Genomic DNA, 15,288 nt, shown 5'->3' with positions numbered 1-15,288 from the left:
TGTTCTATTGTTGGTATTCCCATCAATCGCAGCCGCTTGCAAAATACAAAGCTCTGTTTCGCCTGAATTTATTGATGGCTTACACACAAAATATCTGCACTATCTAGCGCGTAAAGCCAAGTGTGAGCTCGAAATCATCCCCATGCCATTTGCCAGACGCGTCGCTTCGTTGCGCTCTGGCGAAATAAATCTAATGGTTGGGTTAAAATCGCTACATAAAGAAGTCGGTTTCGAGTTCATACGACCCAGCTACGAGACCATACAATCGAAGTACTTTATTCGTGCTGAAGACATTGAGAAATTTTCCTCAATAGAAGCTTTTAATCACGCCAATGCCGCCTTTTCTATTGACGACAACAAAATGCTTACGGAAGCGCAAACCATATTTGATGGCATTGTAAAAGTAACCAGTTTAGAGCAAAAAATCCGGCTTCTACTTAAAGGCAGAGTGGATACCTTTATTCATTTTGAATCCAGTGCTCGCTATATGATTAAGATACTTGGATTCGAAGATGAAATTGTTGCTGCCAATTTCCAGTTTAGTCAGCCACTCGACTATTTTGTCGCTATCCACACTGATTCACCGCTTTATGCGCACAAAGAGCGACTGCAAGCGATCATTCAAAGCGCAGTCGAGAACGGTGATTTCACCGCCATTCGTCGGCAACATGAGGAGCAGCTAGAAAGCACGTTAGTAAACGAGTTCAATGCCGCCCCGTAATTGCCGTTAAATTGCCGCACTGATCCGCGGCCACCACATCATGATAAATGCAGCGACAGTTCCTATCAGAGTTATTACAATGGCTGCCATCAGTGCTGAATTAACTACGCCGTTAAAGACTGCGGATTTTTTACGTTCAGCCGCGAAATAAATCTCGGCGACAAGCATGGGTAAAAGGTAACACGCATAGCTAAAAATAATATCTGCAGGGCCGTCCATCGTCGCATTATTGCCATTCGCTCCTTGATTGATCATAAACCATCCCATCAGCAGCAAGCGCAGCGACCAAACCCCATTCACTAGAATAAATGCATGCACTGCCCAACGTCGATGTTTAGCAAACTGTCGGGCGCGGGCATAGTGCCAAGCAAACCCAATCGCGACTGGGATCAACAGGCCATTTAACGTAATCCCAAGCGCTCCAAGATCACTCAAGCGAGCATCCCTGATCCACGTCAGATAGAGTCCTGTCAACGCACCAGCTAAGCCTAATAAAAGAAACACTCTGCCATTCCACCGATGAAAGGTTGGAAATCGGGTTCGGATGCTCGGGATTAACTGTAAAACACCCGCTGCACTAAGCAGAAATACCGGTAAAACATGGAGTATAAGTACGCCGTTACCGAATGAGTCACCGGCGACATGGCCTTTGATCATATGCGAAAACTGGGCAGCAGATAAATTGCCAACCAATGAAGGCTGTAAAAACTGGAAAAAAATATACACGGCAAACAGCCATTGTCCAAGCCAAATTATTCCAACCCATAATGTCATTGCATGGCGCGTAAACGCGAAGGAGGTGAGAGAGAGTGAAGACTGATTTTTCATTTGCTAGAACCACTTCATGTTTTAGTTGGGTGTATTTTGCCTGACTCTTGCTTTGACGCTGCGCAAAATCAGAATTTGCATATAGAAAGTTGGATATACCTGTTACATCCGCTAACAATTACGCGCTAATTCGACATGTTTTTTTGCCTAGACTAGACCCATTCAGTTTGGGGGACGAAACATGACCGTAGAAATCGCATTATTCGCATTACTTATGTGCAGCCTTTCTTTAATGCTGGCGCAACTTACGGTTAAGCAGAAACAATTGGAGCATATACTTTTTGCGGTCTTTTGCGGGTCACTCAGCATTGTTGCGGTGAAACAATTAAGTGCTGATACCTTAGGCCATTACCAATACCTATTGGGCGTTGGTACCTGTGCTACCTGTAATGCAATGTGGCTGATTGCACGCTCAATGTTTCATGGTGAAAAGTCCATCAAGCCTGTGCATATTGGTGTAGCTGCGGTTATTTCAGGCTTGGTGATTATTAGTCAACTGAACCGATTTATTGGTGCAGAAACCCTGATCTCAGAGACCACTCAAAGCACTATCGCTAGCTTGGTTAGCGACACTACGCAATTGTTATCTTCGACCATTTTAATGCTGACATTTTGGGAAGCTGTGCGTAAAAGTAAGGCTGATTATTTTGCTAACTGGCAGCGCTATTTATTCGCAGCGGTTTTTTTAAGCTCTGTATTACTTTGCAGTGTCGTTTTCAATGCAGTAGTGCCGGTTAGCCAGAGTGCAACATTATTTCCCTTTTTTATGGTCGTCGCAGCAACACAAATAATGCTCGCGACACAAATGATGCTGCTCTGGAAGCGCAAAGCAATAAGTGCTGAAGCTGCACCCGCAATGACTCACCATGCAGACACGGTTAATGATGACCAAATCCTAGGGGAGCGCATTGTACAGCTGATGGAAAAGGACAAAATGTACCTCCAGCATCAATTGAAGATTATCGACATAGCCAAACACTTACAGGTGTCTGAATATCGGGTGAGTCGTGCTATTCGTGGTGCACTAGCGATTAAGAATTTTAATCAACTAGTAAATCAATATCGCATTGAATATGCCAAGCACTTGTTGGCTTCACCAACTGCTGAGCAGTGGCCAATCATCGTGATCAGCATGGAAAGCGGTTTCGCTTCGGTAGCGTCTTTTAATCGCGCATTCAAATCCATAACCGGAGACTCGCCGCTCGCGTACAAACAGAGTATTACCCAAAACACACTTAATAGTGCCTCTTGAGTCAAAAAGATTGACTAAGAAATCGAGCCCAAAATTCTTTTACTCGCCAAAAATCCGCTTCCACCAGGGCTCTTTTTGTTTTTGATCTTGTTGCGGTTTTGACTCAGGCGCGGGTGCACCGAAACAATCAACTTGAGGTGCTGGCAACACGTCTAAGATCGCCGGAACACTGATTGCTTCTGCACACCCAGGCAAACTGACTTCCCCGGTTGTGCGATTAAAATGGGCTATCCCCAGCCCTGCAGGAAAGCGCCGAGAGAGTGATTTAGGTGCTTGGCGTTGTTGGTAGTCAATAAATACAGAAAGCGCACCACTTGCTCCGGTTAAGCCTGTTTGCTGATTGTCATCGTCACCTAACCATGTGGTGATTAGACTATTGCGATCAAACCCAGCAAACCAACTATCTCGATAATCATCAGTGGTTCCGGTTTTGCCAGCCATATTAACCTTTTCGAATGTGTCCCGGATCCGCTTCGCGGTGCCTTCTATGGTGACCTTGTGCAGCGCATAATTGGTCAAATAAGAAGCCGCTTCGTCAACGCGCTGCTCCGCATAGTTGGAATGTTGCCACATCAGACGGTTATCCGGTGACACCACTGCGACAACTGCATGTAAAGGCCTATACAGCCCGGCATTGGCAATGGTTTGATACATCTGACTGACATCGACCAGGTTTAGGTCGATTGCTCCTAGCGTCATCGCTGGTACCAATGGCACGTCTCTTTGAATACCCAGTCGACGCAGAGTATCAGCGACGTCTTCAAGGCCAACGTCCAAACCCAAGTTCACAGTTGGCACGTTCAAAGAATTAACCAAAGCATCGACTAATGCGACCGTGCCGCGAAATTTTTTATCCGCATTTTGCGGTTGCCACTGCTGCCCTCCCTTGTCATCTAGACTGATCGGCTCGTCACGCAGTGGCGTCGCCAGATTAAAGCGCGACGGTTCCTCCAACGCTGTCAGGTAAATAGCTGGTTTGATTAAGGAGCCTACCGGCCTTAACGCATCCAATGCCCGATTAAATCCGCTATAAGCGGGATCGGTGCTACCTACAATCGCACGCAATTCACCACTAGCGATGTCAGTTACCAGCATGGCACCCTGTAGCGAGTCAAGCTTGCGCGCTCTCGTCAACGCCCCAGCTTGCTTGGTAAGGGCCGCCTCTGCGCGGCGTTGGGCATTGATATCTAAACCAGTAAACACTTTTACCCCAGACTCACGAATATCAGGGGCCGCAAGAATATCCTGTAATTCGCGCCTTACTTTATCCATATAAGCGGGATGTTTGCCGCTGGCCAGACTTGCCCCACTGGCAATCTGTATCGGTTGATTCACCAGAGTTTCATAATCCTGTGCTGAGATTTCATTGTTCTCAAACAAAACTTTTAGCACGAGGTCGCGGCGCTCCATAGCGCGCTCAGGATAGCGTCGCGGATTATAATACGAAGGCCCCTTAACCATGCCCACTAACAATGCAATTTCAGCGGTGTCCAGTTCCGTGATGGGTCGGTCAAAATAAAAATGACTCCCCAAACCAAAACCATGCACGCCCAGATCGCCATTTTGTCCAATGAATACTTCGTTGAGGTAGGCTTCGAGAATTTGATCTTTGCTGTAGCGCGCATCAATCACAATTGCCATTAACGCTTCTTTTATTTTACGTACTAACGACTTTTCACGGGTCAGATACAGGTTCTTAACCAATTGCTGCGTTAAGGTACTTCCCCCTTGTACCGTGCGTCCTGCTGCAAGATTGGCAATCAAGGCACGGGCGATCGAAAGTGGTGCAACGCCATGATGCTGATAAAAGTCGCGATCTTCCACTAGGGTCAAAGCGTTGACCAACATCGGTGGAACTTCATTAATATTCAACAGCATACGATCTTCGCGATGACTGCTCACTAGGCGACTGACTAACCATGGCTCAAGTCGGATCATATCCAGTTGCGTTGCGGAGTTGAATGAGCTTTGGCGTGGCAGGGCTTCAAGGATCTCATGTACTCGACTACCCTTCCAACGCACACGGATCAACCGAGCCTCCTCACGGCCATCAACAAAATCAAAGGCTCGGCGGTTAAAGGTTAATTGATTGCGCGAGTGCTGGTATTCACCCGTATCAGTTACTTGAGCGACTTTTCGATAACCGAGTAGGGTCAACTCATCGATAATTTCTTGTGGCGTGATTTCTTGCTCTGTATTGATGGTTAACGCACGCGCAAAAATCTGTGCCGGAACTTGCCATTTGTTACCTGAAAAGTGGTGCTTGATAGTCGCATCTAAATAAAACAAATAAGCGCCCATCGCTACCATGGCAACAAGCATAAGCTTGAACAACAACCACCACCAGCGACGGCCCTTTGCTGCTTTATTTTCTCGCACGGGGCTCACTTTCGTTTTGGCTTTGGCTGCTTGATTATTTTTCTTCTTGGATGGCAAAGTAACTGCTCGGTGCTGACTTGAGTTTGCAGTATAAAATGCTTCGCTGGTCATTCCAATCAAATATCGGAGCAGAGCTTCGCAAGCGTTCCGTAAGGCTACCCTAAGAGCACGACGACAAATATTCGCTCCAACAATAGCAACGCTTGGTGCTGAGGGGAAAAATCAAGTAGCATGGAATTGAATTTTCTTCGAACGAGTTTTTTTCATGCGTGTATTGTTTTCCGCTTTAATGGCTGCTTTCAGTGTCCTGCCAAGTCATGCAGAAGCACTTTCAACATCTGAATTTAACCAATGCCTGACGCACTTCGACCAATTAGCCGAACAGCGCGGTGTCAGTGCGCAAACACGCCAATCATTGGCATCACTGCAATTGCAGGCACGAGTACTGGAACTGGATCGCAGCCAACCTGAGTTTGTGCAAACATTTCCAGCTTATTTTTCTAAGCGAGTAAATGCATGGCGAATTGAAAAAGGCCAGGCACTATTAGCGAAGCATAAAGAGTTTCTTACTGAACTGAATGAAAAGTTTGGCATACCGGCTCAATACTTACTTGCGTTCTGGGGGCTAGAAACCAATTTCGGCGGTTATAAGGGCACGATGCCTACGCTTGATTCGCTAGCAACGCTTGCCTGCGATACCCGCCGCCGCGCATTTTTCACTGAAGAGTTATTGCTTGCTCTGCAACTCGTCGACCGCGAAGGCTTACAGCCCGAAAGCATGCTGGGCTCTTGGGCTGGTGCAATGGGACATACCCAATTTATGCCTTCTACTTACACTCACTACGCCATTGATGGCGATGGTGATAATCACATTGATCTTTGGAACAGTGAGCGTGACGCCTTAGCCTCTGCTGCTAACTTTTTAGCTCAATTAGGCTGGCAACCGGGCAGTCGCTGGGGACGAGAAGTCATGCTTCCAGCGGATTTCGACTACACCTTGGCTGGCTATCAACAACGTCGCAGTGTCAAAGCTTGGAAAGCGTTGGGTCTCACCGACACTCAACTGGCGCCGCTGCCAGACAGTGAACTTATAGCAGTGCTGCGCGTTCCAGCAGGCCACCAAGGCCCCAAATTTTTGACCTACGAAAACTTTGGCATCATTATGCGCTGGAATAACTCCGAATTTTACGCAATCGCTGTTGGCCACCTTGCTGATCGGATAATCAACGGTGCGCCGCTCGTAGCACCTTTGCCAGAAATTCCAGCACTTGCTCGCGCCGACGTCAAACTGATGCAACAGCAACTCAGTGCGCTGGGATACGAAGTGGGTGGTGCCGATGGGATAATTGGACCCGCAACACGTGCAGGGATCCGACAGTTTCAAGCCGACCGGAATCTGATTGCGGACGGTTTCCCGAGTCCTTCATTACGAGACTTGCTCAATCGGCACACTAGTAACCAAAGTTAACGCATAGCAGAGTTCTCGTTGAAGTTCAGCAAGTTACTGCGACTGTGCTTGCATCCGTTTCTTGGTTACTTTTGTTGCGCTAGTATTTGCGGGGTCGTCCGGCCATAAATGCTTCGGATAGCGACCACGCATTTCTTTTTTGATCTGTTGGTAGCTTTCACTTTGCCAAAATGTAGCTAAATCCCGCGTCTTTTGCAGTACCCTGCGAGCCGGTGACAACAATTCAATTTGCAGCGCCAACCGGCCCTCTGCAACACTCGGCGATTGTTCAAATCCGTAGAGCCATTGCATCGGTGCGGAAATGCTGGGTAACTGGGATTGTGCATCAAAGTATTGGGGGCAAGGTGGATACTCGATGACTAAACGATCCCCACTGGGCAATTGAAAATGTGTGGGAATAGCGCGCTCAAGCCATTGTAATTGGGGCCAATCCAATTGATTTTGGAACAGTTGCGACCAGTCTATATTTGCTAATGACTTGCGTGAACGATGAGCAGAAATATGTGGCAATAACCATTCTTTCAAATCTGCTAATAAGGCCTCATTGCGCATATCAGGAAATGGCAGCAGAGCGTCACGTTGGCAAAGCAAGCGTGCCCACCGCATTCTATTCAGAAGTATAAGTCCGGCCTCTGAAATCGGCAGCCAATCAATACCATTGCGTTGTATGACCGTCTCCCACGCATGCATGATCTGCGTAGCATAATCACCGTCTCGGCCGTCGATAGGTTGGCTTGTTATGCTGATGTGAGACAATCGCTGAACCTGTGAGAGGGTCAGCTTTTGCGTCTTGTCGTCCCACCCGAATTCAACACTGTCTTGTATTTGCGCATTGAACAATTCGGTGAGCCTATTGAAATCTATTGGCTGGGCGCTACTGATGAACAGCTTACCCGAGGTGTGCATTACCATTTGTGCTATTGCCAACCAGTCAGGTAGGCGCTGATTATCAGCAGCCTTAAAATAGGCGCGTTTGCCATTCGCTAATTTATATTCACTTCCTGCCATGAGCTTAGCCACCCGGTCTGGAAATGTCATAGCAACAATTTCGGCTACAAATTCTGAACTTACAGCATTTAACCAATTCTGTTGAAACTGAATGCCCAGTGTTTTACATAACCGTTCAGCCGCCTTTAACTGTTGACTGAGCCGGCCTAATGTTGATGAGCTCAAGAAGTCTGTTAGCCATACATTTTGGCCGACTTCACTACCATCCAGTATTTGCGCGACAACCGCCGCAACGGTTAGTAACTCTGGCTTGGCAGACAGCTTAGTTTGAAGTGTGCACATCATATGCGCCAAGCGAACGTTAAGCGGTACTCTAGCAATTGCCTTTCCATGTTGGGTTAGTTTGCCATCTTCATCTATGGCACCAATTGCGCGCAGAACCTCTCGCGCATGCGCACATTGGTTCGGTGTCGGTGCCGTAGGCAATGCTAATTGTCTTAGCTCGCAGCCCCATGCTAAAGCTTGAAGATATAGATCACTAATATCACGCTGTAAAATTTCGGCTGCACGAGCTTTTGGTAAGCGCCCTTGCTGCTCTTCAGGCCAAAGGCGATAACAAACCCCTGGACCAGTCCTACCAGCCCGGCCGGCGCGTTGCGCCGCTGAATCTTGCGCAATTTGGCGGGTGGAAATTTTCTCCGTACCCAGTGCCAGCGAAAAATTAAATTGACGCTCCAATCCAGTGTCTATAACAACTCGCACCCCCTCGATTGTCAGACTAGTCTCCGCAATATTGGTTGCCAAAATGACTTTGCGTTGCCCTTCCTTTGGTTCCGCAAGCGCTTGTTCTTGAACGGCTTTGCCTAAAGCACCGTAAAGAGGCAAACACTTAACCGTAGGAAATGCACTCAGTTTGCTCTGTAAAGTGTGCAATGTCGCTTCGATTTCGCGTTGGCCGGGCAAAAATACGAGAATATCGCCCGTGTGCTCGATTAATGCATTCACGATAATCATACTCAACTGCTGGGTATTCAAGGGTTGCGTAGTGATTGGGTTGTAGTGATAGGTGATCGGAAACTGACGACCCTCTACCTCAAGTACATGGGCAGGTTGCAGCAACGGCAATATGGTATCGGTAAGCAACGTTGCTGACATGACAAGTAGGCGCAAGTCCTCGCGCAATGCCTGCTGCACATCAAGTGCCAAAGCAAAGCCAAAGTCACTATGAATGTTGCGTTCGTGAAACTCATCAAAAACCAAAACACTGACATTAGTGAGTTCAGGATCATGTTGAATACGACGCGCTAAAATCCCCTCAGTAATAAACTCTAAGCGTGTCTCTGCTGATATCTTGCGTTCACCCCTTATCTGATAACCTACCCGCTGTCCTACCGACTCGCCTAGACGATTCGCCAAATATTCCGCCAGAGCGCGCACAACTACACGCCTTGGTTGCAACACTACGATTTTACCTTGCCTTGGATAATGTTTGAGTAAATAAAGCAGTAATTCAGTGGATTTACCCGCTCCTGGTGCCGCAGTTAAAATGACGTTGCGCTCAACGAGTCGCTGCGTTAGCGTGGGCAAATGTTGCTGGATAGGAAGTTCAGTGAGTGCCACCTGTGTTGATGCCTTTTCGTTGCGGGATGACTGCAAGTTCCATTAGGATAAACGACAATGTCTGCTGATCCCAAGGCGAATGTGCATGCGTTGTTTTATTGGTATTGATTTAAGCGCCCTTAATAAGCGTGCAATTGAGCAGTGGGCTAGCGCAAATTGGCCGGAAATAACAAGCAGCAAGCCGGTGCCCGCAAGCAATTATCACCTCACTTTGTTATTTATCGGCCAGGTAAACCAAGCCCAGCAAGAGCAACTGATCACCTGCGTTGACAAGCTGATTATGCGCCCCTTTCAAGTAAGGCTGAATCAAACAGGGTGCTGGCACAAACCACCCATCGCCTACTTAACTGATAAACATCCCGAACAGGTGTTGCTGGAACTCCAGTCTAACATCGAAGCGACAATCAAAGAGCTGGTAGTGCCTGATTTACATACTCATTCAGCATATAGACCGCACGTTACTTTGGCACGGAAATTTCGTCATGTGGCCCCCCAACCCAAGGACAATTTTAGCTTTGCGCAAGAGGTAACCCATATTCATTTGTTCGAGTCTGTTTCTGGTCCACATGGGGTAAGTTACCCGATTCGGCATTCTTGGCCGTTAGGCTAGGAAAAAAAACGGCAGGTCAAGATTATTAGCTGCCGCTTTACTCAGCTTTTCGCAGCGTTTTATTTCGTCCTTAGTAAAGCCTGCATTCTCTAAAATTTGCCGAGCGACCTCCCGTGCCGCTGCTGTCTGTTGTGCATCATTGAGTACGCGTAATGCTAAATCGAGGTACTTTGCCATTCGAAGTTACCCTACTGTGCATATAGTACTTAATTTACGCTTGGCGGTCGTGTTTTGACCACAACAATCCCTCTCCAGGCCCTAAGACATAACTAATCGAATGATTTTACTAAGTAAATATCTATTAGTGAGTTAAATCGTTGCGGCTAAATCGCATAACTAAGAACAACTGTTACTAGTTTGCTCAGGATAAGATGATATGCTGGAGCTAAGTCCATCGATTTAACTTATCCACATGCAACAAACCTATCGACTCGTAATAGATTGCCCCGATCAAGTGGGGATTGTCGCCGCTGTCGCCAGCTTTTTGGCTGAACACAAAGCCAGTATCATTGAAGCTAGCCATCATACCGATCTCAGTACCGGTCGCTTCTTTATGCGACACGAAATAAGAGCGGATAGCGTCGAAGTTGACCATTCGAGTTTTACTGACGCCTTCTCGAAGCTCGCCGATCAATTCAACATGCGTTGGCATCTAACTGATTCTGCCCAAAAGCAACAGGTAGCGATCCTTGCGAGTCACGAATCGCATTGCTTAGTTGACTTATTACACCGCCATCATACCGGCGAGTTGCATTGCGATATCCCCTGTATTATTGCCAATCACAAAAGTATTGAGTCCTTTGCGACTTGGTACAAGATCCCGTTCTACCATGTCGACTTTAAAGCCCAGCCAAAAGCTGAGGCTTTTGAACAAATCGAATCAATATTAGCAGAACACCAAGTTGACTTAGTGGTACTCGCCCGCTTTATGCAAATTCTTCCCGACTCAATGTGCCAACGTTGGGCTGGTCGGGCAATCAATATTCACCATAGCTTTCTGCCCTCTTTTGCTGGTGCGAAGCCCTATCAGCAAGCCTATGATCGCGGAGTAAAACTCATCGGTGCAACTTGTCACTACGTGACAGCGGACTTAGATGAGGGCCCAATCATAGAGCAAGACGTAATGCGCATCAGTCACTCAGACAGTGCCCAAGATATGGTCCGAAAGGGCAAAGATTGTGAGAAAACAGCGCTGGCTAATGGGGTTCGATATCATTTGGAAGACCGCGTGATTGTGCACGGTAATAAAACCATCGTATTTGAATAGCCACTTGCCTCACAGACCGTGGTGCTTGGCGGTGGAATGGATTACACTAGAGCTCGCGATATATAGCGTTAAATGGGTTCAATGCCCCTAATAATAGAATAAATACAATAGTCTCAAACTAACGACAACTGTTTGGAAATAACATGAACAAACCCCTCTTAACCGCAACGGCCATGGCCTGCCTTTTGGCATTAGGTGGCTGCTCTGAATCGAAACAAACTCAAACAAACACAGCTCAATCAGAAGCTGCTGCATCAACCGCAGCTGAAGCAACCAATCAAAACCCGTTGTTGGCTGAGTATTCTGGCCCCTACGGCGGCGTGCCGCAGTTTGACAAAATGCAACTCAGTGATTTAAAGCCCGCGCTTGAAAAAGCGATGGAGCTTAACATGGCTGAAATCGAAGCTATTGCAAACAATCCTGAAGCACCAACCTTCGAAAATACTATCGTCGCCATGGAGCGAGCAGGTGGTGAATTAAACCGTGTGTTTACTTACTGGGGGATCTGGAGCTCAAATATGTCGAGCCCTGAATTCCGTGAAATTCAGGCCGAGATGGCGCCAAAGTTATCTGCGTTCTTTTCAAAGATAACCCAAAACGAAGCGCTTTTCGCCCGCGTCAAAGCAGTTTATGAAAGTGAAGAGTTAAAGTCTTTAACCGACGAAGAGCAGCGTATCACCTGGTTAACCTACAATGGCTTCGCCAGTAATGGTGCAACCCTTGATGCTGAAGCTAAGAAACGCTACGCCGATATCAATCAAGAGTTATCCAAGCTGCACACCAAGTTCTCGAACAATGTGTTAGCTGACGAAGAAAACTATGTGTTGTATATCACTGCAGAGCAACTTGATGGTCTTCCGCAATCATTTGTTGCCGCAGCAGCCGCAGCCGCTGAACAGCGTGGAGAAGAAGGTAAGTACGCTATTACCAATACACGCTCATCGATGGATCCATTCTTAACTTACAGTACTGATCGAGCGCTGCGCGAGAAAGTCTGGAAGACCTACTACAATCGCGGCGACAATGCCGACGAATTTGATAACAACGAGTTGATCAAACAGATCCTGACATTACGTCATGAGCGTGTGCAACTTCAGGGCTATGAGAATTATGCCCAATGGCGGCTTGAAGACCGTATGGCAAAGAATCCTGAAAATGCCATGGAATTAATGATGAAAGTTTGGCCTGCGGCTATCGCTAGGGTTGAAGAAGAAGTCGCCGATATGCAAGCCATTGCTGACGCAGAAGGTGCCGATATCACGATTAAGCCTTGGGATTATCGTTTTTACGCCGAAAAAGTGCGTAAAGCTAAGTACGACTTAGATTCTGATGAAGTTAAACAGTATCTACAACTCGACAAGCTACGCGATGCGATGTTCTATGTTGCTGGACGCTTATTTAACTTTGAATTTACGCCAGTGCCTGAAGGCTCAGTACCGGTATTTCATCCGGATGTCAAAGTATGGGAAGTGACAGATAAAACCAGTAAAGAACATATTGGTCTTTGGTATCTCGACCCGTTCGCGCGTCAAGGCAAGCGCTCTGGTGCATGGGCGACAATGTATCGCAGCCCAACGACTTTTGACGGCAAGGAAAGTGCGCTTACGTCAAACAACAGTAACTTTGTGAAAGCGCCAGAAGGCCAAGCGACGCTGATTTCATGGGATGACGCTGAAACTTACTTCCACGAGTTTGGTCATGCCTTGCACTTCTTATCAGCAACGGTGAAATACCCTACATCACACTCTGGTGTACGCGATTATACCGAGTTCCAATCACAGTTATTGGAACGTTGGTTACTCACTGACGAAGTGATTAATCAATATCTTGTCCATCACGAAACTGGCGAGCCTATCCCGGCTTCATTGGTTGATAAGATTAAAGCCGCCGCAACCTTCAATGAAGGCTTTAAAACCACTGAATACATGGCTTCCGCGATCATTGACTTGCTTTATCACACCACCGATCCTGCAACCATCGAACCGGATGCTTTCGAGCGCGATCAATTAACCGCATTAGGTATGCCGGAAGAAATTGTGATGCGCCATCGTTCGCCGCATTTTGGTCACGTTTTCTCTGGTGAAGGTTATGCTGCAGCGTATTACGGCTATATGTGGGCAGAAGTTTTGACCTCAGATGCCGCAGAAGCATTTGCTGAAGCACCAGGTGGTTTTTATGACAAAGAAGTGGGTGATCGCTTAGTGAAGTATTTGTTCTCCATCCGCAACGCGATGGATCCGGCCGAAGCTTACCGCAAGTTCCGCGGTCGTGATGCCAAAGTTGAGGCACTCATGCGCGATCGTGGCTTCCCGGTCAATGAAACTGAATAAACTAAATTAAGTTTCGTAAGGGCGCTTCGGCGCCCTTTTTTTTAGCGAATATTTTACCACTGTCAAAAACTCGCTATCCTTTGCTTACTTAATTTTTTCTATGTGGCCATTTGTATGCAACAACCTGATCTTTGCGAAGTTACTCAACCAGATTCAGATGTAACACAAAGCCAAGCCAGTAAACCCGAGCGCGATGATAAAAACACAGTAACCCCATACGCCTTCGGTATCGCCGATCATCTATTAGGCCTACCCATAGCGTCACCGACACGCCGTTTGCTTGCTCTGCTTATCGATTTATTCTGTGTGGTTATTTTGAGTTCGTTGAACGCGCTCTTCTTGGCGGGATTTACTGCAGTCACATTTCTACGCACGAACATTCGCCTCGCTCGTCAGCGACGCTTCCGACGCACTAGAATAGTGCTAAGTGTGGTAATCGCAATTTTAATGTTTGCTGTTATTTACGGCATCGTTGAAGCGATTAATGAACAAACATCAGAGGTTAACGAGGGACCGCTGACCGGCACGCAAGCGATCGCCACCGGGGCTCTCATGCTAGCTTGGAATAGTTGTAGCGATCTGCCCTGTAAACAAGAACTGGTTGATGACTATGCCAAAGTCTATGCCGATTCTGAACTTAGCGCTGAAGAAATGACGGCTTTAACCGCGGAATTTTTAGCTAACGACGAAACTCTAACTTCAGATGAGAGAGCTCAACTTGCGCGCTTGGCCGAGCAAAAGTTTGCAACAGCGAAAAATGATTTATCGGATCAGGCTGGGGCTGAGGTCAGTGATGAAGATTCACCTAGCACTCCTGTGAAAGTAGAACCAGAGCCGGTGACAGAACACGAATCTGAAGGCCCACTTTTCAGTGTGATTGAGACAATCGAAGCCGTTGCCAAAGATTTAGGCATTGGTGTCGGCTGGGCAGCCCTATATTTCAGCGCGTTTCCGACGATCTGGCAAGGAGCTACGCCTGGCAAACGTTTAATGGGTATTTATGTGATCAGGATAGATGGTCGTATCCCAACCTTATGGGAAAGCTTTGGTCGTTATGGTGGCTATGGTGCTGGCTTGGCCACAGGTTTGATGGGTTTTTTACAAGTCTATTGGGACCCCAATCGACAAGCTATTCAAGATAAAATATCAGAAACGCTGGTACTGCGGCGCGTTTAAAATGCGATTGCGTATTCAAGCGCTATCGCATTGTTTGAAGCAGCATTGTTGATTGTTGCGATAGAATCCACATGCTGCCATTTTTCGTGCTCCAATTTCATGCGAAAGGCGTGTGCTTTGTTGAATGTAGGCAAATCTAGCTCAAATGCCCACGCTTGACGTAGCGGCAGTTGGATACTTGCCGCATGTGAAGAACGCAACGAATGCGACGATTGTTTTTTAAGCCCTAAACCAATCGTAAATTCACCGAGCTGCCAACGCGGCATTAGCTCAAACTCTTTGACTAATACGGTATGAGAATAAACCCCAAAGCTATTTCGGCCTTTAGCATAACCAAGCGACATATCGACCGAGAAATCATCGCCAAACTGGCGCGTAATAACCAGATCGTAGGCTTTTTGTTTACAGCCGCGAAACTGGATTTTGCGCTTCTCAAATGAAAACTCTAACTCCTCGCCGACGACCGTATCTAACCAGTTCGACAAGTGTTTTTGGACGGTGGACGACTTGGCGTAAGTATTCAATGGCAGGAGCCACAGCAACATTGCAAAGCCTACGAGCAATCTCTTCATCCCATCGCCTCCGAACCGAATTTGATGAATAAAGAATAGCCGTAATTAGTCTGGCTGTAGCAGTCTAGTTCGACACTGAAGTATTAATTGAAATACGCTTCGACTAACCCATCTAAT

At 47.1% G+C, this 15,288-nt stretch carries 12 protein-coding genes; 7 read left to right on the top strand and 5 right to left on the bottom strand.

Annotated elements, in window-relative coordinates; genetic code table 11:
• Window positions 1-7 precede the first annotated feature (7 nt).
• The gene (locus tag CSH92_RS12575) at window positions 8-721 is read left to right on the top strand and encodes a substrate-binding periplasmic protein (protein WP_164084735.1); all 714 of its coding nucleotides are present in this window, start codon (window positions 8-10) and stop codon (window positions 719-721) included.
• Between the two features lie 6 nt (window positions 722-727).
• Here the strand turns inward: CSH92_RS12575 and CSH92_RS12570 are convergent, their stop codons facing one another.
• Window positions 728-1,549, bottom strand: a complete 822-nt coding sequence (locus CSH92_RS12570) for a DUF2306 domain-containing protein (protein ID WP_240612806.1) — start codon at window positions 1,547-1,549, stop codon at window positions 728-730.
• Window positions 1,550-1,730: 181 nt separating this feature from the next.
• On the opposite strand from CSH92_RS12570, the gene CSH92_RS12565 reads away from it, so the two are divergent.
• Window positions 1,731-2,801, top strand: a complete 1,071-nt coding sequence (locus CSH92_RS12565) for a helix-turn-helix domain-containing protein (protein WP_100657988.1) — start codon at window positions 1,731-1,733, stop codon at window positions 2,799-2,801.
• 39 nt (window positions 2,802-2,840) lie between these two features.
• Here CSH92_RS12565 and mrcB read toward each other — a convergent pair whose 3' ends face one another.
• Window positions 2,841-5,291: a penicillin-binding protein 1B gene (gene mrcB, locus CSH92_RS12560; protein ID WP_100657987.1), complete on the bottom strand. Its 2,451-nt coding sequence runs from the start codon at window positions 5,289-5,291 to the stop codon at window positions 2,841-2,843.
• Window positions 5,292-5,445: 154 nt separating this feature from the next.
• On the opposite strand from mrcB, the gene CSH92_RS12555 reads away from it, so the two are divergent.
• On the top strand, window positions 5,446-6,648 hold the full coding sequence (locus CSH92_RS12555) for a lytic murein transglycosylase (protein WP_100657986.1): 1,203 nt from the start codon (window positions 5,446-5,448) through the stop codon (window positions 6,646-6,648).
• Window positions 6,649-6,681: 33 nt separating this feature from the next.
• Here CSH92_RS12555 and hrpB read toward each other — a convergent pair whose 3' ends face one another.
• Window positions 6,682-9,216 (bottom strand): ATP-dependent helicase HrpB, encoded by a 2,535-nt coding sequence (hrpB, locus tag CSH92_RS12550; protein ID WP_164084734.1) that lies wholly within the window; start codon window positions 9,214-9,216, stop codon window positions 6,682-6,684.
• Window positions 9,217-9,301: 85 nt separating this feature from the next.
• Between hrpB and thpR the strand changes: the two genes are divergently transcribed.
• The gene (gene thpR, locus CSH92_RS12545; protein WP_164084733.1) at window positions 9,302-9,826 is read left to right on the top strand and encodes an RNA 2',3'-cyclic phosphodiesterase; all 525 of its coding nucleotides are present in this window, start codon (window positions 9,302-9,304) and stop codon (window positions 9,824-9,826) included.
• Here the strand turns inward: thpR and CSH92_RS12540 are convergent.
• On the bottom strand, window positions 9,818-10,003 hold the full coding sequence (locus CSH92_RS12540; protein WP_100657983.1) for a hypothetical protein: 186 nt from the start codon (window positions 10,001-10,003) through the stop codon (window positions 9,818-9,820). The genes thpR and CSH92_RS12540 overlap by 9 nt on opposite strands.
• 235 nt (window positions 10,004-10,238) lie before the next feature.
• Between CSH92_RS12540 and purU the strand changes: the two genes are divergently transcribed.
• The 3 genes from purU (at window position 10,239) to CSH92_RS12525 (ending at window position 14,599) form a co-directional block, all read left to right on the top strand.
• On the top strand, window positions 10,239-11,093 hold the full coding sequence (gene purU / locus CSH92_RS12535) for a formyltetrahydrofolate deformylase (protein WP_100657982.1): 855 nt from the start codon (window positions 10,239-10,241) through the stop codon (window positions 11,091-11,093).
• Window positions 11,094-11,236: 143 nt separating this feature from the next.
• A complete protein-coding gene (locus CSH92_RS12530; protein ID WP_100657981.1) occupies window positions 11,237-13,423 on the top strand; it encodes a M3 family metallopeptidase in 2,187 nt (728 codons plus the stop codon).
• Window positions 13,424-13,537: 114 nt separating this feature from the next.
• Window positions 13,538-14,599 (top strand): RDD family protein, encoded by a 1,062-nt coding sequence (locus tag CSH92_RS12525; protein WP_100657980.1) that lies wholly within the window; start codon window positions 13,538-13,540, stop codon window positions 14,597-14,599.
• Here CSH92_RS12525 and CSH92_RS12520 read toward each other — a convergent pair.
• Window positions 14,596-15,171 (bottom strand): hypothetical protein, encoded by a 576-nt coding sequence (locus CSH92_RS12520; protein ID WP_100657979.1) that lies wholly within the window; start codon window positions 15,169-15,171, stop codon window positions 14,596-14,598. The two genes, CSH92_RS12525 and CSH92_RS12520, sit on opposite strands and share 4 nt — an antisense overlap.
• Window positions 15,172-15,288 lie beyond the last annotated feature (117 nt).

It is taken from the genome of Neoalteromonas flava (genome assembly GCF_002807685.1).
GTDB lineage: Bacteria > Pseudomonadota > Gammaproteobacteria > Enterobacterales > Alteromonadaceae > Alteromonas_E > Alteromonas_E flava.
Note: the sequence above shows the minus strand (reverse complement) of the source record. Positions and strands in the feature narration are given on the sequence as shown.

Bases quoted from the DNA above. Each gene is read 5' to 3' on its own strand.
- CSH92_RS12520 (WP_100657979.1), bottom strand. From the start codon at position 15,171: ATGAAGAGATTGCTCGTAGGCTTTGCAATGTTGCTGTGGCTCCTGCCA.
- thpR (WP_164084733.1), top strand. From the start codon at position 9,302: ATGCGTTGTTTTATTGGTATTGATTTAAGCGCCCTTAATAAGCGTGCA.
- CSH92_RS12530 (WP_100657981.1), top strand. From the start codon at position 11,237: ATGAACAAACCCCTCTTAACCGCAACGGCCATGGCCTGCCTTTTGGCA.
- purU (WP_100657982.1), top strand. From the start codon at position 10,239: ATGCAACAAACCTATCGACTCGTAATAGATTGCCCCGATCAAGTGGGG.
- mrcB (WP_100657987.1), bottom strand. From the start codon at position 5,291: ATGACCAGCGAAGCATTTTATACTGCAAACTCAAGTCAGCACCGAGCA.
- CSH92_RS12540 (WP_100657983.1), bottom strand. From the start codon at position 10,003: ATGGCAAAGTACCTCGATTTAGCATTACGCGTACTCAATGATGCACAA.
- CSH92_RS12555 (WP_100657986.1), top strand. From the start codon at position 5,446: ATGCGTGTATTGTTTTCCGCTTTAATGGCTGCTTTCAGTGTCCTGCCA.
- CSH92_RS12570 (WP_240612806.1), bottom strand. From the start codon at position 1,549: ATGAAAAATCAGTCTTCACTCTCTCTCACCTCCTTCGCGTTTACGCGC.
- CSH92_RS12565 (WP_100657988.1), top strand. From the start codon at position 1,731: ATGACCGTAGAAATCGCATTATTCGCATTACTTATGTGCAGCCTTTCT.
- CSH92_RS12525 (WP_100657980.1), top strand. From the start codon at position 13,538: ATGCAACAACCTGATCTTTGCGAAGTTACTCAACCAGATTCAGATGTA.